Here is a 20,836-nt window from a genome sequence, read left to right as displayed (position 1 = left end):
CCTCATCAACCACCGCGACCGGTGCAAGCAGAACCGGCAAACCGCGCTGGCCGAATGGCGGCAACTTTCTGCCCAAATTCGCGAAACCCTGGCGAACTGAGACCCGTTCGCTGTCGTCTGGAACCACCTGCCAGCGCAATCAGGCTTCTGGTTCGGCACCACAATCGGCGTCAAACGCCACGCGGAAACCGATATGGTTCGTGGAGAAATCCAGCTCCTGCGGCTGATTGGCCGATGGCCTGAAGCGGCGACAGAAATTGTCTGAACAAAGGAAGGAGCCGCCCTTGATGAGCCCCATATTCGACTGCCGATCCGGAGCTGCCACCCACTCCCAGACATTGCCCGTCATGTCGTGAAGGCCATAGCCATTGGCGTCAAACTCACCGACCGGCGCGGATCCGATATAGCCATCGTCGGCATCATTGATGACCGGGAATAGGCCTTGCCAGGTATTGGCCCGCGGCGTGCCCTCATGGGGCGGGGTGTCGCCCCAGGCATAGATGGCCTGCTCCAGCCCGCCGCGCGCGGCAAACTCCCACTCCGCCTCGGTCGGCAACCGACCGCCAACCCAGTTGGCATAGGCCAGAACGTCATCGTAGGCGACGTGAACGACTGGGTGGTCAGCGCGATCTGAAATATCGGAGCCTGGACCTTCCGGCGCCTGCCAGCTCGCGCCGGGTACAAATTGCCACCAGTATTCAGCCCCCGTGGGCGGCACGAAAACTGCTGAGCCGGCAACCAGCGCTTCGCGAGGAATGTCCGTGTGCAAGGCCGGATCAGGTGCCCGTTCAGCCACGGTGACATAGCCCGTTGCTTCGACAAAACGGGAGAAGTCGGCATTGGTGATTTCATGGGTCGTCAGCGCAAACGCCCCGACACTGACCTCGCGCTCCGGAGCTTCCTCCGGGTAGCCGCGTTCCGACCCCATGATGAAGCGCCCCCCCGCAATGGCAATGAACGCTGGAGCCTCAGACGTAGGGCAGGCCGGGCCGCTGCGCTCCACGAGTGAGTCGCTTAAAGCCTGAGAGTTGGAGCCCTGCTCACCGCAAGCTGTCACCAGGACAGCGATGACACCGGCATGCACAAGAACTCGGACCATACACAATCTCTGTAAATTCACACGCATATTCAATCCGACCTCAAGCAACCAGAACACACCAAAAGAACTCATCTAGTGGCAGATCTCACCGCAAACGCAGCGCTCACTCTGCCCACTATACCGACTCATAATTTCGTAGCCAGACTTGAATGGCGGCGAGTTTGAAGAGGTTGAGATGGTTTTCGGCGTGTTTTTCAAGTGGTCTGGCGACGGATCTGAAGTGTTTGTCACCCAGCCCCCTGATCCGGGCCGAGAAAACGGGAAGCAGGTCAATAGCCTTGAGCCAAACCCGAAAACGGCTGGTTTCCTCTGACAAGACCGCCAATCTTGTTATTCGCCGGTTGCAGCGGCCGAAGCGGAGTCATCACCATCGACTTGCTCTACGACACGGATAATGGCCGCCGCAATTTCCTCAGGCACTTCTTCTTGAAGGAAATGGCCGCCCTGCGTCCGCGTGACCGGGGCGTTTGGGAAAATCGCCTCCATATTGGGAAGGAGGCGGGTCAGGATCGGGTCATTCATGCCCCAGACAATCTCGACCGGGATATCGATCGTCTCGATATAATCCTCGATCATGCGCAATTGAGCCGCTGTGGGATGCTCTGGCCCGGTCGGCACGGCTCGCATCAGCGCCAGCGGAGCTTTTCGATTGCCGCTTTCGCGCAGGGGGCGTCCGTAGAGGTCAGCGACTTCCTGCGGCATGGAGGCAGGGTCTCCCTGCGCTTCGCTCAACCGGTCAAAGATCGACACGATGACCTCCAGCATGAGTTCGCCGACAATGGGTGTCCTGGCTAGATCGTGCGCTGCCGAAAGGCTTCCGCTCTGGGTCGGGGCATGAATGCCGGTATTGAGCATAACCGCTCCGGACAAGAGGTCCGGCGAGCGGGTGAAGATACCCATGCCCACGATCCCACCCCAATCCTGACCAACATAGACAACGTCCTCCAGATCGAGCTGCTCCAGCGCGGCATGCATCCAGTTGATCTGGTTTTCCGCAGTGTGCTGGCTTGCCGGGACTTTGCTGGAAAATCCAAGCCCAACCATGGTTGGCATAATCACTCGGTAGCGATCAGTGGGCAAATGCTCCACGACCCGCCGCCATAGAAATCCGGACGTCGGATTGCCGTGTTGCAGATACACAGGCCGGCCGGTCCCGACTTCAAGGACATGAATCTTGATGCCGGGCTCCACCTCGATCAGGTAACTCAGATAGTCGTCCGTTATAAACTCGGCTGCATAGTCAGGCAGAGGAAAGGCTTCAAAGGTTCCAGATGCGGTGGTCACTGTACCTGTGCCTTCAGGCGTCACGAGCTTGCCATCACGGGTCAGCGCAAAAGCCATGATCGCTCCCGCTAACACCATGATTCCCATTACAATTAGAACGATCTTCAACATGGCGACCCCTTGGGCGTGAGCTTGAAGAAAAGCAGCTCGTCAGCTTTGTCACACAACACAGCCAACATCAATGGTATCCATTAATTTCGCGATGCTGTGGCCTTTGAGATCTGTTTGACATTCGTCGTCAGCCGGCGTGTTCGCGTTAAAATCTGCGGTTTCCCATCCATCGTTCAGGCCCGCACAAAAGAGCGGGTACACAGCCCCACGTGCCTTCTGATCGCTGTATCCAGTCCGGGTCGCTGCGCACGCACGGCTGATTGACATGCTGAACGAAGATCAGATTTAATGCGCTTCATTATTCTGATATTTGGCGTTGGCTGTTTGCCTGGCAGGGACACCTTGAGGACACGACTCACAGAACTCCTGGGAATTGATGCCCCGATTATTTGTGGTGGCATGATGCGTGTGGGTACCGCAGATCTGGCGGCAGCGGTTTCAAATGCGGGGGCGCTGGGTGTCATGACGGCCCTTACTCAGAAAACCGCTGAAGGGCTGGAAGCAGAGATTGCCCGATGCCAGCAGATGACCGACAGGCCTTTTGGGGTGAATTTGACGGTTGGTGTTGTTGCGAGCCCGATCAACTATGACCAATACGTCGATGTGATCGTCAATAGCGGCGTGACCATTGTTGAAACCGCCGGCCGCAGTCCTGAGCCTTTCATGGAACGGCTGAAAGCAGCCGGGATCAAAGTCATTCACAAGTGCACGACCGTACGCCATGCCTTGGCTGCGGAGCGGCTTGGGGTGGATGTGATCAGCATTGATGGATTTGAATGTGCCGGGCATCCCGGGGAAGAAGACATTCCAGGTCTGGTCCTGTTTCCCGCTGCAGCCCGCGCGCTCAAGGTTCCCGTGGTCGCGTCTGGCGGCATAGCCGACGGCCAGGGCCTCGTGGCCGCTTTGGCGCTCGGCTGCGACGGGATCAATATGGGAACACGCTTCATGGCGACCCAGGAGGCCCCCATTCATCACAATATCAAGCAGAAAATCGTCGAGATGAACGAGACTCAAACTCAGATCATCTTCCGAAGCTTCCGCAACACCGCCCGTGTCTATCGAAACTCGGTCTCACAAAAGGTCGCGGAAATCGAAGCGGCAGGCGGGAAGTTTGAGGACGTCCACGCATACGTCTCAGGTACCAATCAGGAAAAGGCCTGGTTCACCGGTGATATCGAGGCCGGGATGGTCACGGCCGGCATGTCCGGGGCCTTTGTCGACGATATTCCCACCTGCGCGGAGCTTGTGCGGTCCCTCATTGCCGACGCCGAAGACATTATCCGCGGCAGACTGGCGCGCTACGCTGACGCCAGCTGATAAATGCCAGGGCACACAAACAACCCCCAACGAATTATTGTCATAATAGACAGGATGAAACCATGACAATTGCTGCAACTGTTATCCGGATCGTGATTATCCTCATCTCGGTCGGTTTTGTATTCATAGGAGCCATTGGCTTTATGCAGCCCGAGCGATTGGCCGAAGCCGTGTCCCTTCTGCCTCAAGCGCCCGAAGGTCTTGCCTCGGTTCGCGCCCTGATCGGTGCGCACTACCTCGCCATGGGATTGGTTGGCATCTATGCGGCGATCCGCATTCATCCGGGCTGGCTCGTTCCTTTGGCTGCCATCGAGGCCGTGATGGTCATCGCGCGCATCACCTCAATCGCCGCTGGGGAGCTGGATACAGCCGGGATGGTGCAAACCGGCATGGAAGTGGTCGCCGCCTCGCTCCTCGCGCTCGGTGCCTTCCTGCCAATCCGGCCTTTGAAGCAAAACGCCTGAGCAGACCGGTTCTTCATCGAACCGTCAAAACAGAAACTCCCAGACGGTAACCCGTCTGGGAGTTTTGATTTTTGGGCCGTGACAAAGCCGAGGCTGGACACGCCCCGGCGTGGATAAGATCTAAAAGGTCCTGCGAACCGTCACCCCATAGGTTCTGGGCTGGTTCGGGAAGCCGGAAATCGACCCTTCTTGAGCCAAAGTCGGGAAGGCCCCGACAATCGATTCATCGTCGAACAAATTGCGGCCCCATACGGAAATCCCGATACCGGCAGGGGTCATCAAGCCAGCCGAGGCGTTAACGATACTCTGCTCCCTCGTATAGCCAGAACCGTCCATCAGAGCGACCTCGTCTGGGTCATTGAAGAAGGGAGAACTACCCACATATTGCCAATCCGCACGCACAAAGGCGGGCATCCGTGCGACGAGGAAATTATAATTGCCCGAGATAGACCATTGCGTATCCGCCACACCGACCGGTGTTTGGCCGGATACATCAACCCCATCACCAAAATTGGTGAAGGTGTCATAGACTGAATCCATGAAGGTTCCCGCGAAGGTCAATGTCAGCGGGTCAATCGGCTGCCATGTCAGATCGATCTCCAACCCTGTAGACGATTGCTCTTCTGCATTTGCAAAAGCGAAACCGTCGCCCGTCCAAACGATCGTCTGAAAATTCTCAATCGACTGGTCGAAGAAGGTCAGGCTGAACTGGACGGTATCAAAGTCGCCCCTGATCCCGAGCTCATACACCTGTGACTCCTCAGGTGCAGCATATCGCGTCCCGGACCGAAGATTCGTAATGTTCAAACCCGCGTCGTTGATCGGTGATGACGGCGGAATGAAAACAGGCTGCCGGGTCACCGGGTCAATGATCGTGTTGCCGGTTGTGAAGTCGGACGCAAATGGGCGGGTCTGGCGCGAAAGATTCCACGATGTCGGCTTGAAGCCGGTGGCATAGGACGCATAGACGTTGATATTGTCCGACACATCATAGACCAGCCGGAAGCTCACGCTGGTGTTGCTGTCATTGGACTCACCGGTCTCCACTGCGTTCGGAAATCCGAGAACAGGTGGGAGAATTTGTACGCCACGCAACGCACTAAGTGGATTGTTGTCGCTTTGAGCAATATCGAGCGCCGACTGCTGCAGTTGCCGGTACAACGCTGGATTCATCTGTATGAATGGACCGACCGACCTGGGGTCGGCGATATTGACGCCCTGCCGTGCAAGAAGTTGAGCGAGCGTGGCTGTATAGCCGAGCTGGTCGATGTTCAGCGCGGACAGCGCGTCGGTATTTTCGATATTGATCCTGACATCCTTGTTATCCTCGGTGTAGTTTAGGCCAAAGGTTGCCGTCAGGCGCTCTGTGACATTGAAGTCAACGGTACCGAATACATTCCAGGCAGTATTATCCTGAAACATGTCCTCATTCGTCCCCTGGCCGGCCGCTGCAAACGTGCCCTGGGGAACGCCAACAAGACTTTCCAGAGAAGTTAATACTGTTGGGCCACCAGCGAGAGCGGACACCAGCGGACGCCAGTCTTGACCAAAAGTCAGGGCATTTTCGACAGCAACGGATTCATCGAAATAGTAGAAACCCAACAGCCAGGCCAAGCGGCTGTCATTCTCATTCGATGTGAGTCGCAATTCGTGGGTAAAGGTTTCGATGTCAAACGATTCAAGATTTTGCCCGAAAATATCGAGGCTTGAAAAATCTGGATCGAAGTTTGTTGTACTTTCATTGCGCCGGCGGGCGCTGATGCTGGTGAGCGTTGCAAAGCCCAGATCGTAATCAGCCTGTAAAGATATGCCTGAATTCACGATCTCATTGGTCGGGGCAAAGCTTGAATAGGTCTGGTAGGAAAACGGGTCTTCGGGAACAAATTGCCCCCCCAAAGCCATCACGACCCCACCAACTGGACCGTTCACAAGGTTTGTGCCGATACAGCAGATCTCATCAATTTCGTCATAGTCGGCAATGAGCCTGAATTCCAGATCATTATTTGCGAGGAAAAGAAGGTCGCCGCGAACGCCCCAGCGGTTGCGTTGATTATAGTCTTCTCCGGTCCCAAGATCTTCAGCGTAGCCGCCACGTTGGTTGAGACTGCCTGAAAGGCTGTATGCCAGATTTTCAGTGAGCGGACCGGTGATATCTGCCGCCAGGCGCCGGGAGTCATAATTGCCGACACTGACCTCGATATTGCCCATGGTTTCGAACTGCGGCCGCCGCGTAATCAAGGAAATGACACCGGCTGACGCGTTCTTACCGAAGAGCGTGGTCTGAGGCCCTCGAAGGACTTCGACACGCTCCAGGTTTGGCAGGTCCGAAACGCTTGCCGACGAGCGCGAACGGTAAACGCCATCAACAAAGACGGCGACCGATGGCTCGACACCAATCGCGTTCGACCCGTTACCGAAACCGCGGATGTAATAGTTGGTGTTGCCCGCCGTGCTGCCCTGCGCCACCCGCAGGGAAGGCACCAGTGTTGCCAGATCGCTGAGATCCTGGATCTCGGCACGTTCAATGGTTTCCGCACCGATCACGGACACCGCCACGGGCGTCTCCTGGAGGGTTTGTTCCCGCTTGGTCGCCGACACCGTAATGACGTCGCGTGTCCGCGTAACCTCTTCGTCAGTCTCCTGGGCTATCGCACCACCGCTGAGGAGCGGAACGGCCAGACAGGCACCCAAGAGTGCTTCTGACATCAAGTGAGACCGAAAATTCTGCTTCTTATTGCGCGCCATGAAGTCCTCCCCTTCGGCCACCGCGTGATAGCCTTGTGCCAGTTTTACCGGCTTATAATGAAGGACATTACTAATGCGGCCCATTAAATACAAGCCCTCGCAAATCCATTCTCTTAAAGGCTGAAAAAGGACAGGCTACGATTAGAGCGCGATCTGTCGGGTGTGGCTCAGCGCAGGCCCGTCCGACGCAACGGGCCAGCTCAATTCGCCCAGATCACATACTCGTCGCCTTCGTCGATGGGCTCAAAGGTCGTCTTGTCCACCAGGACAGGCCACTCAATCGCATGGGGGTAGAGCGGATCTCTGGCCTGCGACCAATGCGCGTCGATCAAACCCCTCAGCCGCGCCACCACTTCCGGTCGGCTCTCGGCAAGATTGGTGGACTCTGTCGGGTCCTCAGCGAGGTTGAACAGCCATTGCCGTCCTTGCCGCTCATTGACCTGCAACTTCCAGTCCCCAGCCCGAACGGCGCGATAGAATCCGCTGGACCAATAGATCGCATCATCAGGACGTGAAACCGAATCGGCCTCACCAAGCGCCAGCGGCAAAATATCCTGCCCGTCGATTTCAATATCGCCCGGAAGCGCGACACCCGCAGCCGCCGCAAAGCTTGGCATCAGATCGATGAACGCAACGGGCTCATCAACCACCCGGCCCGGTGCGATCCGGTTTGGCCAGCGCACAAACATGGGGACCCGGATACCGCCCTCGAACAGAGTTGTTTTCCATCCACGGTAAGGCGCATTCACTTCAGGCAGTCCGATATAGCTCGCCCCGCCATTGTCAGAGGTGAAAACCAGAATTGTATTGTCAGCGATACCTTGCTCTTCAAGGGCGTCCATCACACGCCCAACGGAACGATCGATCGATCGGACCATGGCAGCATACACGCGCAGTCGATGCGGCTCGATATCACCGACAGCTTCGTAATCCTCGCGCGTTGCCTGTAGGGGATTGTGGAGTCCCCAATGCGCCAGATACAGGAAGAAGGGACGGTTGCGATTGGCTTCGATAACTTCGACGGCCGCATCAGTGTAATAGTCGGTAATGTATCTGGACGGCTCAAAAGCTTCGTCCACCGGGACTTCGCCGGCTCTGTCGTAATCAGCCGCAAACTGCATTCTTGACCACAGAAATCGGTCAAAAATATCGTCGTGAAGCCGGGCATTAACGACATCAGGGCTGTCTTCGGGCAGGTACAGCCCGCTGGCCATCAGAAGGCTTTCATCAAATCCTTGCGATACGGCCCGCATTTCGGTGCCACGGCCCAAATGCCATTTACCGATATGCACACTGTGATAGTCCGCCTGGTTAAGGATTTCGGCAATGGTCACCTCCTCGGGAGGAAGCCCCATTTCGCCATAAGACAAACCGGTTTCGTCAAACGCCTCATTCCAAACCAGGCCAGGCAAGCCGCTGACTTCAAGACCACCGTCATCGAGAATTGAAAGAATCCGGCCCATCCCGGTTGGTGCCGGCGTGAATTCAAAACCGGTCCGCGTCGCGTACCGCCCGGTGAGCAGCATCGCACGCGACGGCGCACATGTTGCCGCTCCCGCGTAGGCGTTCGTAAAGATTGCCCCCTGGGCCGCCAGCCGGTCGATATTCGGTGTGGGCACGCGCCCCCCCGCGACACCGCCCCCAAAAGTCGAAATGTCATTCAGTCCAAGATCGTCGGCCAGGATGAAGACTATATTCGGCGGCGAGTCCGGGCGTCGGGCAGATGCCTGTTCCGGCCCCCGCATCCACTCAACCGGCTGATACTCAGTAACGTCTAACTGGTCCGTACCAGACGCCAGATAAAGAATGATATTGGCGCGGTTCATCCAGGCTGCCGCCACCGCCACGACCAGCAAAAAAATAACCGCCAACAAGGCGCGGACCCAGATGGGCGATAACAGTCGAAGCGCCGCGGTGCGGAGCTGCAATAGCGTACTCATCTGTTCCTCCCTGTTGCACTACGGGTCTCCGCGACCCGCCTATCCAATCACCCAAAAGATATATTTATTTTTTCTTGAAAGGGCTCATGACATGGTGGCAACATTACTTGTTTGAAGTCCTAGGGTCTCGTTCTCAGCTTTTCCAGATTAATTTCATGCGAGGTTCGATCGATTTTATACGCTGAAATCGCGGCGATCATGGCAAGCCAGAGGATCAGGACTGTTGGCACATAAAGTGCGCCCAGTCGCCAGATGGCAGTCTCTGATACATCAGACGTATCGCCGCCCACCGGGAACGCCGCGAGCGCCAGCACGAAGGACGCGGTAAGAACCCCGAGGCCCTGGACCGACTTGCGAATAAAGGTGACCGTTGCGGTGAACACGCCTTCGGAGCGCCGCCCGGTTTTGACCTCGCTCTGTTCGACAAGATCTGCCACCATCGAGAAGAACAGAATCTGGAAGCAGATGATCAGTCCGATATCGACAATATTCGTGATCAGGACAAACCAGAACACGAAGGGTTCTCCATTTTCGGGCAAGACGCCAATAAGGCGTAGCACGATCGGCATGGGCGACCCGACGAAGGCGATGAGCCCGACGATCATGGCGCCGCGCTTCTTGCCAATTGTCCGCGAGACAATCGGCGCCAGCACAAGCCCGATTCCCGCCGCGACAAAGGTCCCCAGGAGAATGACCCCGGTCTGGATCTCGCTGAAACTCCAGAAATAGGTCAGGAAATAGTAGGACAGGCTCGCCGCAACGCCGGATGCCACGGCCCCCAGCAGCGCGCTGGCAAACAACGCGACGAACGACCGCTCCGACAACGTCTCGAAAATCTCACCGAAGATGCGCTTCAAAGTCATTTGCCGAGCCGGCGGCGCGGGTTCGAGATGGGCGATGTTTGAATGGGTCCCGAGCGCGCATACGAGTATTGCAACGAAGATCACGAGCGATCCGACAATGCCATAAACCTGGTAGGCGTCGGGATTGAACCGGCCATCGGGAAAGGCTTCGGAGGCCAGCAATGGAAAGAGCAGGAAGAACATCATGACCGACATGACGTTTCCCCCAAACCAGCCGAAGAATACGCGTAAGCTGAAAAGCGATGTCCGCTCGTCATAGTCTTTAGTCAGTTCCGGAACGAGCGCGCTGCTTGGGGTCTCAAAGAAGGTGATCGCTGTGCGTATCGTTACGGCCAGCACCAGCAAATACCAGAAGAGGACATGTTGAGAAGCGTCTGCGGGCGGGTTCCACAACAGGAAGAAGCTCAGCGCCACCGGGATTGCCGAAATGTACATGAAAGGATGCCGGCGTCCCCAGCGCGAGCGAAGATTATCCGACCAGTAGCCAACGAGCGGATCGCTTATCGCATCAAACACAAGCGCAACAAGGATTGCAAAACCGACCAGCCGCGCGTCCAAACCCACGACCTGGCTGTAAAACAGCAGCAGAAAATAGTCGAAAGCACTGGTCTTAACGCCTGAGGCGACCGCGCCGACTCCGAAGGCGAGCTTCATCAAAATGCCAGGTGAGTGCTTACCAGCGTCTGCTTCGAAGGCCGCTGTAGCGTTTGACACTTCTGAATTCTCACTCTCTGCCATTCGTCCCCCTTGGCGCGCGGTGAGCATGGCTCGGGGCACGCTTTGGCGTCGCTTCTAAAAGCCAATTTCCGATTTAATGTATATCATTATGACGGGAGCCGAAGCAACAAGCGTTCAAGGGCAAGGCGCAACTCGTTCGCGCGTCGCTCTCCGTCGTACACCCCGAAAGCGGTGGGCAATCAAGAAGGCGCGGACCGGCGCCGGGCTTGCGTTCGTATCCAAGCCAGAGTAGTAATGCCTTCCATTAAATTGCTAACGATGACCCTATCAAATGAAGATTCTTCGCACGCCGGATACCTGTTTCGAAAACCTCGAAAACTATCCGTTTGCCCCTCACTACACATCGATACGGACGCAAGATGGGGCAGAACTGCGGATTCATCACATCGACGAAGGGCCAAAGGACGGTCCGGCGGTTCTGTGCCTCCACGGGGAACCCGCCTGGAGCTATGTGTATCGCAAGATGATACCCGTGCTGACGGCCGCCGGCATTCGGGTGATAGCGCCGGACCTGCCCGGTTTTGGCAAGTCCGATAAGCCAGCCTCGCTCGAAGACTATACCTATCAAAGCCAAGTCGACTGGATGAATGACTGGCTTGCTGCGAATGACTTCACCGAACTGACATTCTTCGGGCAGGACTGGGGCGGCATGATCGGATTGCGTGTCGTGGCCGATCAGCCCGACAGATTTGACCGGGTTGTCATATCCAATACTGGGCTGGCCTATCCCAGAGATGTGTCCGAAAAGGAATTGCGCGCGGTCGAGGCGCTCAAAGCTGACCCGCGCACGCCAACGCTCCAGCAGATGGGGCGATCACTCCAGGGGATGGCGGGAGAGAGCAAGGTCCTCAAATTTGCCACCTGGCAGAAGTTCAGCTGGGAAACGGAAAACCTTCCAATCGGGCTGATAATGTACGCGGGTACGAGCCATGACTCTCGACGGTCCATGGCCATCAACGTGGTCCTGAGCAAGCTCGGGCTAGGCAAGATCGCCCGATCGCCCGTCGTAAAAGCATATGAAGCCCCCTACCCCGATAAGAGCTACAAGATGGGCGCCCGCGCGATGCCGACGCACGTGCCTCTTCTGCCAGGCGACCCGTCAACAGAAGCCCAGTTGAAGGCTTGGGCCTTCTTTGACGCTTTCGAGAAGCCGTTCCTCTGCGCTTTCTCTGATGACGATCCGATTACCGGCGGTCAGGAAGCCGAATTCCGCAAACGCGTCCCCGGCGCACAGGGTCAGCCACACAAAACCATTTCTGGCGGCGGGCATTTTGTCCAGGAGAACGCTCCGGAAGAAATCTCGCAAACTATTATCAACTTTATTCGCGCCACACCCGCGCCGAATCAGTGAGTCGAAGACACCAAGAGGCTGCCCTATGAACACAGCTACTCTCAACAAAGACGCGATCAAGAATAAATACGCCGTGGAGCGCGCCAAGCGCTTACGCTCCGACGGCAATGCTCAGTATCAGCGACTTGAAGACAAGTTCGATGATCTGGCGGCAGACCCCTATACACCGCTCAAGCCACGCGACCCGGTGAAAGACCATGTGACTTTCGCCTTTGTGGGCGCAGGATTTTCAGGTCTCGTGGTTGGCGCGCGACTGAAGGAAGCTGGCATCGAGGATGTCCGGTTGATCGACAAGGGCGGCGATGTCGGTGGCACCTGGTACTGGAACCGATATCCAGGCCTGCGCTGTGACACAGCGGCCATGATCTATCTGCCGCTGCTGGAAGAAACCGGCTATATGCCAAGCGAAAGATACGTCAAAGGATCGGAAATCCTCGCCCACTGCGAACGCATCGCCGACCAGTATAATCTGCGAGACAAGGCGCTGTTCCACACCGAAGTGACCTCACTTGAATGGCAGGAAGGCAGCAAGGTTTGGCGTATCACCACAACGCGCGGCGACGATTTCACGGCCAACTATATCGGCATGGGAACAGGGCCGCTGCATGTGGCCAAGCTCCCCGGCATTCCCGGCATTGAGACCTTCAAGGGCAAGTCATTCCACACCAGCCGCTGGGATTATAGCTATACCGGAGGCAACAAGGACGGGGCACCGCTCGACAAGCTGGGCGACAAGAGGGTCGCCATCATCGGCACCGGTGCGACCGCTGTTCAATGCGTCCCCGAACTTGCGCGCTCGGCGCGCAAACTCTTCGTCTTTCAGCGCACTCCGTCCTCGGTTGACGAGCGTGTCAATCATCCCATTGATCCAGAGTGGTTTGCCGAAATCGCAACACCGGGCTGGCAGAAGCGATGGCTGGACAATTTCGTCGAGAACCAGGGGCGCGGCATCCCCAGCGAGGATCTCATCGACGATGGCTGGACAGCGATTGCGCGTCGCATCCGGGAGAAAGTGTTCGCCCTGCCTCCAGAGCAGCTGAACCCGGAGGGCATGAAGGCGGCATTTGAAGACGCAGATCTAGAAAAGATGGAGCAGATCCGCGCTCGCGTGGAATCCGTCGTCGAAGACAAGGAAACCGCGGAGAAGTTGAAAGCCTGGTATGGACAGCTTTGCAAACGCCCATGTTTTAGCAATGAATATCTCCCCGCGTTCAATCTGCCGAACACAACTCTTGTCGACACCGACGGTAAGGGTGTGGAAGCCGTTGATGAGACCGGTATTATTGCAAATGGCAAGCACTACGAAGTCGATTGTATTGTCTTTGCATCCGGCTTCGAATTCGGAGCCAATTTTCAGCTAAAGTCCGGTTTTGATCTCAAAGGCCGCGGCGGGGAGATGCTGTCCGAGCATTGGGAAGACGGGCTGCGCACATTTCATGGGCTACAAATGCGTGGTTTTCCAAATGCCTTCATGGTGCAAATGCATCAAGCTGCGAACATAGCCTCGAATATTACACACAATATTGTCGACCACGCAGCGACAATTGCTCAAATTGTGTCTCACGCTGAAGCTAACGCGTTTGCGGAGGTCGAGCCGTCGGCTGAAGCTGAAGCGGCATGGGTTGAACTCATCCTGACAAATACCGGCTCCATGATTAGCTCACCGGACTGCACCCCGGGCTTCTGGAATAATGAGGGCCAGGGCTGGGATAAAAAGTTCAAGTCGGCCCAGGGGCATCCGGGCGGGGCTGGAGGGTTTTTCTCCCACATCAAAAATTGGCGGGACGCCGGCAATTTTGAAGGCTTGGTATTCAGAAATCGGGAATAGGCCGGGACCGCTTGAGGAGAAACGAGATGAGCTTGCTCACGAACTGGTGGACTAGAGGCCTGATCGCGGCCGTCGTGCTTATATTGATCGCGATAATCGGGTTTCGCGTGTTTCAGGTTCCTATTATGTCGCGCGTCTTCGACGCTGCCATGGAGAGCCGCATGACGGCTGACCCCTTGGCTGAACTTTCCGATGGACTGCATGTTTATCTTTGCGGCACCGGGTCACCGATCGCTGACGATCGACGCGCCGCCAGCTGCGTTGGCGTCGTTGCCGGCGACCAGGCTTTCGTTTTCGATGCCGGCTCAGGGGGAATTCGTAAGCTGGGGCGGATGGGCTTCCCGATGGGGGCGCTCGAAAGCGCTTTCCTGACTCACCTTCACTCTGATCACATTGACGGCCTTGGCGAACTTCTTGTGATGGCCTGGATCGGAGACAACGCCTTCAGATCCGAACCCTTACCGGTTCGTGGTCCGGTCGGCACTGCCACCGTTGTCGAGGCATTCAATACGGCTTATGCGTTCGATCGCAATTACCGGGTCGCCCACCATTCAGGCACTGCCAACCCGGACGGCTATGGCGGCCGCCCGATCGAGCTGGAGCTTCCAGCCGGGCCTGCCGTCAGCGAGATCGTCTATGAGCAAGCTGGCGTGACGATCCGGGCTATCCGCGTCGATCATTCACCGGTTGAGCCGGCGTTCGGGTACCGAATTGATTATGGAGGACGGTCAGTATCTCTGAGTGGTGACACCATCTATCATCCGGGCTTCGTCCGAGCTTCAGAAGGTGTAGACGTGATGCTGCACGAAGGCTTGGATCCAGATATGGTTCAGCGCCTCGCCGAGCGAATGGAAACGATTGGGCGCGATGTGCCCGCAACGCTCCTGTACGACATCCTCGACTATCACGCCTCCCCTGAAGACGCCGCGCGGGCCGCGTCAGAAGCCGGGGCAGAAGAGCTGGTTTTTTATCACATCGTGCCGCCCCTGCCGATGCGAGCCCTGAACCGGATGTGGCTTGGCGAGTCCGGCAACCTGTTTGACGGCCGGATTACAGTGGGCGAGGACGGCATGCTCATATCGCTTCCCGCAAATAGCGACGAGATCATTCATACCAATCCGCTTTAGCGATCGCGCGGACCGCGAGGTCCGCGCGACCAGGCTTGAGCCAGACTCATTCGTTTCGATAGGTCGACGGCCTGAAGCGAGTTGGCTCAGGGCCGATTGCGGACCGTTCGAGACAGCGAGCGCAGCCATTCGGTCGAGACGATCGCGCCGCGGTGACGGATAATCCAGCCAATGAATCGCCATAGGGCCCATAGACCGGCGGCGATGATCACCAGCCCTGACAGAAGCCAGCCCCAATAGAAGCTGAGCATCCTCTCAATGATGTTTAGACCGATTTGTTGCTCCACCTGATAGCCTTCAGGAAGTTCCAGCACTCCCACACGATTGGCGTAGAGGCGATATTCATGGCGCATTTCCCGCATCAGTTGGGGATGTGTATCTGAAAGATCACGGGTCTCCCCGGGGTCGGCAAACACATCATACAGCCGCCACACGCCATCGCCATGGGGCGGCATGTTGCGGACCAGCTTGTACTGGCCGCGGTACAGGGCCGCCTGTCCAGATGTTTCCAACCCAATCGCGTCATCGGGGCCATAAATGCTTTCCGTTTCTCCCGTCAGGAGCGAAAGGAAGCTTCGCCCGGTCATCGGCAGCGTATCGGGCACTTCGTGGGCCACTCCGGCCAGATCCAGAAGCGTGGGGGCCACATCGGCCATGACCGTGAAGGCCTCCACCCGTCCCTCGTCCGGCACTTGCGGCCCTGCCATGATCAACGGGACCCGCAACCCGCCCTCGCCAGCATGAAATTTGAAAAAGCTTGAGGGTCCGGACGCTGCCTGCGCCCACTCTGGACCGATGGCGACATAACTGCCGCGCTCACCGAGGGTTTCCAGATCCCAATTATAACCGGTCCAACGCAGCCAGTTGCTCACCGGACCGTTAATCGGATCACCGGCTTCCGGGCCATTATCGGAGGTCACGACGAAGATCGTGTTGTCATAGACGCCGGTCTCGCGCAGATGATCAATCAGCCGGCCGATCTCATGGTCCATCGCTTCCAGCATTCCGGCATTAACGGCCATTCGACGGGACGCAAGAGCCCGTTCTTCCTCGCTCAGCGTGTCCCAGTCCCAGGCGTCAAGGGTCGCAGGGGGCGGTGCCATGGGGGCCCCCTCCCGGATCAGCCCAAGTTCCTGGGCGCGCTGCCAACGGGCCTCGCGGATGACCTCCCAGCCGACCGAATAGGTTTCGACATATCTATCGGTGAACGCGCGAGGGGCCTGGACCGGAATATGGATCGCCAGGAAGGAAACAAAGGCAAAGAAAGGCTCGTCCAACGCCTGATCGGTTTCGAGATAGTCGATCATCTGATCGACGATGAACGTGGACGAATAAAAGTCCTGCGGCAGGGTGGCGGGCTCACGTCCCTCAAACCAGGGAGCCTCGCGATAATACGGCAGATAGGGGCGGTCTTCCCAGTTGTCAGCGCCCGAGGCATCAACCAGGAAGGAGCGGTCAAATCCTTGGTCGATGGGCAGATCGCCTTCCTCATGACCGAGATGCCACTTACCCGTCATGTAAGTCCGGTACCCGCCACCGCGCAGGCGCTCTGCAAGAGTAATGACGCCAGGTTCCAAAGCCATCGTATAGCCAGGCTGGCCACGATGCTCGGTGGGCAGAACTTCGCGGATTGTGCCAAGGCCTGCCGTATGATGATCCATGCCGGTGAGCAACATGGCGCGCGAGGGAGCGCAGAATGGCGTTGCCCGGTGCTGGGTAAACAGTGTTCCGCGCGCGGCGATCGCGTCGATATTCGGTGTGTGGGCCTCACCGCCATAAACACCGAAATCCATCAAAGCCGCATCGTCGACCAGAAACACGACGATATTCGGCCTGCTCTCCTGTGCCAGTCCCGCGGGTGTTGCAAAGCACATCAGCAAGATCAGCAGCAGCCGAAAGAGGCCTTTCGTCATGGTGCAGTCTCATGATTGTCGGTGAGGACCACTTCCATCATGCGGTGAGCGGCTTCTGCGCCACTATTCTGGTTTTGTCCGGTAACAATACGGCCATCGACCACCACGTGGGTGGCGAAGAAATCGCGAAAGGCTGTCTCGGCCTCAAAAAGTGCGCCTGCGGCGCGAAGGTCGCGCTCGGGGTGTCTCGGTGTGATTTCGATATTCAGTTCCTGAACCTGCTTATCGGTCACAGCCGTGACGCGGCGCCCCTCAACGAGCGGGGTTCCATCCGGCGCCCGTGCCGGCAACAGACCTAGAGGGCCATGGCAGACGCCGCCGACTACCGCGCCAGCCGCATAAGCGCGGCTGATCTGATCGCCAAGCGCGTCCGACTGGGCGAAGTCATAGGCTGCACCCCAGCCTCCGGCCAGGAACACGATGTCATAATCCTCGATATCAACGAGTTCGATTTCCAATGAGCGCTCAACGCGGGACAGGAATTGGGGGTCATCGAGGAAGCGCCGATCCGGCGGCGAAATGAGCGGCCAACGCAAAGAAGCAGGTTCGATGGGAATAGCCCCGCCCCGAATGCTGGCAATATCAACTTCCATGCCGGCATCCAGGAAGGCATAGTAGGGAGCCGTCATTTCCGAGGCGAAAACACCGGTCGCCGCGCCGCTGGGATCGAGGGTGGCATGACTCGTTGTAATGATTAGTGCGCGCCGCCCGCTGAGATCCATCGGCGGGACTTCATAGTGGGCATGAAGGCCCGCCGCAGTCAGGGCGCGAGGCACTCCGAAACCAACCAGGGCGACGAGCGCCAACACACCAAATAGTCCATAGACGAGCCAACGTTTCACGAATTGATCTCCTGAGGTTGCCTTTCCCGTTTAATGCTACACATTAATCGAGTCAATTTCTGCATCTACGTCAGCAGGCGGGAAAAACCGCGGAAACGCCTCGTTCCGCCCCTCAATCCAGCAAGGCAGGGTGCCCGAGTAGCTCCTGAGAGGCCGACGCATTGCTGGACATAATGAGGGATGAAACAATGTCTGACTTCGTTGATGTATTCTGGTCTTTTCGCAGTCCTTATTCACGTCTGGTGGTGCCGGATCTCTTGAAACTTCGCGACGATTTTCACGTGACGGTCCGGTTAAGGCCGGTTCTGCCTCTGGCGATCCGGTTCCCGCAATCGCTCTTTGATCCCAATGACAAGAGAGCGCCCAAATATATCGTCAGGGATAGCATGCGGCGAGGCCAGATGCTTGGGCGCCCGGTTGTCTATCCGCTCCAACCTGATCCCGTGGTTCAGGATTTCACAACCATGAAAGTTTCAGACCACCAGCCTCACATCCACAGGCTCACCAAGCTTGGCGTCGAGGCGACCAGACAGGGCAAAGGGCTGGAGTTCGCGGGTCATGTTTCCGCGATGATTTTTGGTGGGACTCAAGGGTGGGACAAAGGCAGCATCTTCAGCCAGACCGTCGAAGAGATCGGGCTTGATCTGGCAGCGCTCGACAACGCCATCGAGGGCGGAGACCACGCCGAGGACATCGAGAGCAATCACAAGGCGCTCGATGCCTCGGGTCATTGGGGTGTTCCAACCATGGTGTTCCGAGACGAACCCCTCTTTGGGCAAGATCGTGTCGACACCTTGCGCTGGCGGCTGGAAAACGCGGGCCTGGCCCGATAGACAGGCCGGCGTTACCAACACGGCCTCAGGCCGGAACGGCCGACACCAGCTGCGTCTTACAGAAGCGCTCCAGATGGTAATCGGTGTCACCGAACTTATGGTCAACCATCGTCAGGCGCTTGGCCAGGTGCGCGAGCGCATACTCCTGCGTCATGCCAATCCCGCCATGCATCTGAATGCTCTCTTCAACCACCTGACGGGCCGCACATCCGATCATGTACTTTGTCGCGCTGACATGACGGGCACGCAGTGCGGGGGGGCTCTCGAGATGACCCGCCAGATTTATTACCGCAGAGCGTGCCTGTTCGATGATGATCAGAACATCAGCCATGCGGTGCTGCAACGCCTGGAATTTGCCGATCGGACGTCCGAATTGTTGCCGGGTCTTGAGATAATCGGTGGTCAGCTCGCGGATGGTCTCCATCAAGCCCAGCGCCTCTGCGGAAATCGCGGCTGTCGCATAAGCGACAGCTCGCTCCAGCGCTGTGAAAGCGGCACCGGGCTCACCCAGCACGCTATCGTGGGCGACGGTGAGGTTCTCTAGCAACATTTCAGAGGCCCGCCCCCCGCAATTCAACGGATAGCTGCGAAGGGTCAGGCCTTCAGCTCCCGCAGGCACAAGAAACAGCGAAATGCCATCCTCATCGGCGACATTTCCAGCTGTGCGGGCACTGATCACGAAATAGTCGGCCGAGGGTGCTGCCCGCACAACCGCCTTATGACCATTGAGCACATAGCCCTGCGGACCCGCTTCAGCCGTGGCTTCAACGCGCTCCAGATCATAGCGGCTACGTGGTTCTCCGTGCGCAAAACCAATCTTGATGCTTCCGGCAATGACATCTTCGATCAACGCTTTCTGCTCATCACTGCCAAGCTCAGCGATCAACCTTCCAGCCAAAACTCCGGTTTCGAGCAAAGGCTCGAACGCGCCGACACGCCCCATCTCTTCAAAAACCAGCGCTAGATCGAAACCTGCGCCTCCAAACCCGCCATCCCGCTCCGAGAACAGCGCGCCAATTACACCCATTTCGGCCAGGCCGTTCCACAGAGTCTGGCTATGGCCTTCAGAGCTCTCGGTGGCCTCGCTCAACAGGTCCGAAGTGACGGTTTCACGCAGAAATCGACGCAGCCCGTCCTGCAGCATCTGGCGTTCTTCAGTCAGTTCGAAATTCATATTACAGCTCCAGAATCGCTTTGCTGATGATCCCGCGCTGAACCTCGTTGGATCCGCCATAAATCGACAATTTGCGATTGTTGAAATAGCTCTGCGTCGCAGGCATTGCGTAGTCCGGACCAACAGGTTCGGCATTACTGTCCTCGTCCAGAAGCTCCGATACGAAGGGCAGGGCATAGGGACCGGCTGCCTCGCGGGTGAGCACATTGATTTCCTGGCGGATGACCGAACCCAGGATTTTCAGCATTGAGCTTTCTGCACCCGGGGCCTGACCCGACGCAGTTTTGGCGATCATGCGCAAATTGGTCGTCTGAAGCGTCATGAGATCGATTTCCACGCGCGCCATTTTTGCAGCGAAATATGGGTTTTCGATCAGGGGGCGACCGCCAGAATACTCACGGCTGGCAATGCGCTTCAGACTGTTATAGCCCTCGGTCGCGAAACCCACGCCGGCCACGTTGGTACGCTCATGGGTGAGAAGATATTTGGCGTAGGTCCAGCCCTTGTTTTCCTCACCTACCAGATTCTCGACCGGGACTTTGACGTCGCTGAACCAGACTTCGTTAACCTCGGCTTCGCCATCAAGCAGCACGATCGGCCGGACTTCGACGCCAGGCGTTTCCATATCGACCAGCAGGAAGCTGATGCCTTCTTGCGGTTTGCCCTCTTTCGAGGTCCGAACAAGGCAGAAAATCTTGTCGGCGTGCTGCCCCAAGGTGGTCCAGGTCTTCTGTCCGTTTACGACATAATGGTCCCCATCGCGTACGGCGGTGGTCCTGACCGAAGCAAGGTCAGAGCCGGCGCCGGGCTCAGAATACCCCTGGCACCACCAGTCCTCACCCTTGAGCATGCGCGGTAGGTAGTAATCCTTCTGCGCCTGCGTGCCGAATTCCTGAAGAACAGGCCCAAGCATGTTGATACCGAACGGTACGGCCCGCGGCGCGTGAATACGCGCAGTCTCCTCATCAAAGATGTGGCGCTGCACCGCATCCCAGCCCGTGCCGCCATATTCCTTGGGCCAGTTAGGAGCACGCCAGCCTCGCGTATAAAGAATATCGTGCCAGAGATCGTAATCAGCCTTGTTCAGACGCTTCCCGCCCGCAACCTTCTGCGAGAGCCGCTTTGGAAGCGCCTCCTCAAGATAACCGCGCACCTCTGCACGAAAGGCGTTTTGCTCATCGGTATAGTTCAGATCCATCTGCGCGAT

Annotated in this window: 15 protein-coding genes; 6 read left to right on the top strand and 9 right to left on the bottom strand. The window is 57.4% G+C overall.

The features are described from left to right. Window positions 1-139: 139 nt before the first annotated feature. On the bottom strand, window positions 140-1,171 hold the full coding sequence (locus ACFOOR_RS14205) for a formylglycine-generating enzyme family protein (protein WP_343163244.1): 1,032 nt from the start codon (window positions 1,169-1,171) through the stop codon (window positions 140-142). A 258-nt stretch (window positions 1,172-1,429) separates the two neighbouring features. Continuing rightward, complete coding sequence (locus tag ACFOOR_RS14200) at window positions 1,430-2,494, bottom strand: alpha/beta fold hydrolase (protein ID WP_343163243.1); 1,065 nt, start codon at window positions 2,492-2,494, stop codon at window positions 1,430-1,432. Window positions 2,495-2,836: 342 nt separating this feature from the next. Between ACFOOR_RS14200 and ACFOOR_RS14195 the strand changes: the two genes are divergently transcribed. Both ACFOOR_RS14195 and ACFOOR_RS14190 read left to right on the top strand, forming a co-directional pair. Further along, window positions 2,837-3,811 carry an NAD(P)H-dependent flavin oxidoreductase gene (locus ACFOOR_RS14195; protein ID WP_343163375.1) on the top strand — a complete coding sequence of 325 codons (975 nt, stop codon included), beginning with the start codon at window positions 2,837-2,839 and terminating at the stop codon, window positions 3,809-3,811. Window positions 3,812-3,873: 62 nt separating this feature from the next. Further along, a complete protein-coding gene (locus ACFOOR_RS14190) occupies window positions 3,874-4,275 on the top strand; it encodes a DUF4345 family protein (RefSeq protein ID WP_343163242.1) in 402 nt (133 codons plus the stop codon). Between the two features lie 120 nt (window positions 4,276-4,395). Here the strand turns inward: ACFOOR_RS14190 and ACFOOR_RS14185 are convergent, their stop codons facing one another. From ACFOOR_RS14185 to ACFOOR_RS14175, 3 genes are all read right to left on the bottom strand, one after another. Next, window positions 4,396-7,104 (bottom strand): TonB-dependent receptor, encoded by a 2,709-nt coding sequence (locus ACFOOR_RS14185; RefSeq protein ID WP_343163241.1) that lies wholly within the window; start codon window positions 7,102-7,104, stop codon window positions 4,396-4,398. Between the two features lie 116 nt (window positions 7,105-7,220). Further along, window positions 7,221-8,960, bottom strand: coding sequence for a sulfatase (locus ACFOOR_RS14180; protein WP_343163240.1), 1,740 nt, complete (start codon window positions 8,958-8,960; stop codon window positions 7,221-7,223). 119 nt (window positions 8,961-9,079) lie between these two features. After that, window positions 9,080-10,477: an MFS transporter gene (locus ACFOOR_RS14175; RefSeq protein ID WP_343163239.1), complete on the bottom strand. Its 1,398-nt coding sequence runs from the start codon at window positions 10,475-10,477 to the stop codon at window positions 9,080-9,082. Between the two features lie 355 nt (window positions 10,478-10,832). On the opposite strand from ACFOOR_RS14175, the gene ACFOOR_RS14170 reads away from it, so the two are divergent. From ACFOOR_RS14170 to ACFOOR_RS14160, 3 genes are read left to right on the top strand one after another with little or no spacing between them, the layout of a single operon-like run. Further along, a complete protein-coding gene (locus tag ACFOOR_RS14170) occupies window positions 10,833-11,912 on the top strand; it encodes a haloalkane dehalogenase (RefSeq protein WP_343163238.1) in 1,080 nt (359 codons plus the stop codon). Window positions 11,913-11,937: 25 nt separating this feature from the next. After that, window positions 11,938-13,740, top strand: coding sequence for a flavin-containing monooxygenase (locus tag ACFOOR_RS14165; RefSeq protein WP_343163237.1), 1,803 nt, complete (start codon window positions 11,938-11,940; stop codon window positions 13,738-13,740). A 26-nt stretch (window positions 13,741-13,766) separates the two neighbouring features. Further along, entirely contained in the window at window positions 13,767-14,867 is a 1,101-nt protein-coding gene (locus ACFOOR_RS14160) for an MBL fold metallo-hydrolase (RefSeq protein ID WP_343163236.1), read from the top strand. Between the two features lie 86 nt (window positions 14,868-14,953). Here the strand turns inward: ACFOOR_RS14160 and ACFOOR_RS14155 are convergent, their stop codons facing one another. Together ACFOOR_RS14155 and ACFOOR_RS14150 are read right to left on the bottom strand one after the other, a co-directional pair. Continuing rightward, entirely contained in the window at window positions 14,954-16,780 is a 1,827-nt protein-coding gene (locus tag ACFOOR_RS14155; protein WP_343163235.1) for an arylsulfatase, read from the bottom strand. Then, window positions 16,777-17,622 (bottom strand): type 1 glutamine amidotransferase domain-containing protein, encoded by an 846-nt coding sequence (locus ACFOOR_RS14150; protein WP_343163234.1) that lies wholly within the window; start codon window positions 17,620-17,622, stop codon window positions 16,777-16,779. The genes ACFOOR_RS14155 and ACFOOR_RS14150 overlap by 4 nt, the downstream gene beginning before the upstream one ends. A gap of 188 nt (window positions 17,623-17,810) precedes the next feature. Here ACFOOR_RS14150 and ACFOOR_RS14145 point away from each other — a divergent pair, with 188 nt between their 5' ends. Next, entirely contained in the window at window positions 17,811-18,455 is a 645-nt protein-coding gene (locus tag ACFOOR_RS14145) for a DsbA family protein (protein ID WP_343163233.1), read from the top strand. 25 nt (window positions 18,456-18,480) lie between these two features. Here ACFOOR_RS14145 and ACFOOR_RS14140 read toward each other — a convergent pair whose 3' ends face one another. Continuing rightward, the gene (locus ACFOOR_RS14140; protein ID WP_343163232.1) at window positions 18,481-19,629 is read right to left on the bottom strand and encodes an acyl-CoA dehydrogenase family protein; all 1,149 of its coding nucleotides are present in this window, start codon (window positions 19,627-19,629) and stop codon (window positions 18,481-18,483) included. Between the two features lies 1 nt (window position 19,630). After that, entirely contained in the window at window positions 19,631-20,827 is a 1,197-nt protein-coding gene (locus tag ACFOOR_RS14135) for an acyl-CoA dehydrogenase family protein (protein WP_343163231.1), read from the bottom strand. Between the last annotated feature and the right edge of the window lie 9 nt (window positions 20,828-20,836).

It is taken from the genome of Hyphobacterium vulgare (assembly GCF_042643335.1).
Taxonomy (GTDB): Bacteria; Pseudomonadota; Alphaproteobacteria; order Caulobacterales; family Maricaulaceae; genus Hyphobacterium; species Hyphobacterium vulgare.
This window is presented reverse-complemented; position numbering and strand designations above follow the sequence as displayed.

Bases quoted from the DNA above. Each gene is read 5' to 3' on its own strand.
- ACFOOR_RS14165 (WP_343163237.1), top strand. From the start codon at position 11,938: ATGAACACAGCTACTCTCAACAAAGACGCGATCAAGAATAAATACGCC.
- ACFOOR_RS14190 (WP_343163242.1), top strand. From the start codon at position 3,874: ATGACAATTGCTGCAACTGTTATCCGGATCGTGATTATCCTCATCTCG.
- ACFOOR_RS14185 (WP_343163241.1), bottom strand. From the start codon at position 7,104: ATGGGCCGCATTAGTAATGTCCTTCATTATAAGCCGGTAAAACTGGCA.
- ACFOOR_RS14160 (WP_343163236.1), top strand. From the start codon at position 13,767: ATGAGCTTGCTCACGAACTGGTGGACTAGAGGCCTGATCGCGGCCGTC.
- ACFOOR_RS14145 (WP_343163233.1), top strand. From the start codon at position 17,811: ATGTCTGACTTCGTTGATGTATTCTGGTCTTTTCGCAGTCCTTATTCA.
- ACFOOR_RS14135 (WP_343163231.1), bottom strand. From the start codon at position 20,827: ATGGATCTGAACTATACCGATGAGCAAAACGCCTTTCGTGCAGAGGTG.
- ACFOOR_RS14175 (WP_343163239.1), bottom strand. From the start codon at position 10,477: ATGAAGCTCGCCTTCGGAGTCGGCGCGGTCGCCTCAGGCGTTAAGACC.
- ACFOOR_RS14205 (WP_343163244.1), bottom strand. From the start codon at position 1,171: ATGAGTTCTTTTGGTGTGTTCTGGTTGCTTGAGGTCGGATTGAATATG.
- ACFOOR_RS14180 (WP_343163240.1), bottom strand. From the start codon at position 8,960: ATGAGTACGCTATTGCAGCTCCGCACCGCGGCGCTTCGACTGTTATCG.
- ACFOOR_RS14200 (WP_343163243.1), bottom strand. From the start codon at position 2,494: ATGTTGAAGATCGTTCTAATTGTAATGGGAATCATGGTGTTAGCGGGA.
- ACFOOR_RS14170 (WP_343163238.1), top strand. From the start codon at position 10,833: ATGAAGATTCTTCGCACGCCGGATACCTGTTTCGAAAACCTCGAAAAC.
- ACFOOR_RS14140 (WP_343163232.1), bottom strand. From the start codon at position 19,629: ATGAATTTCGAACTGACTGAAGAACGCCAGATGCTGCAGGACGGGCTG.
- ACFOOR_RS14155 (WP_343163235.1), bottom strand. From the start codon at position 16,780: ATGACGAAAGGCCTCTTTCGGCTGCTGCTGATCTTGCTGATGTGCTTT.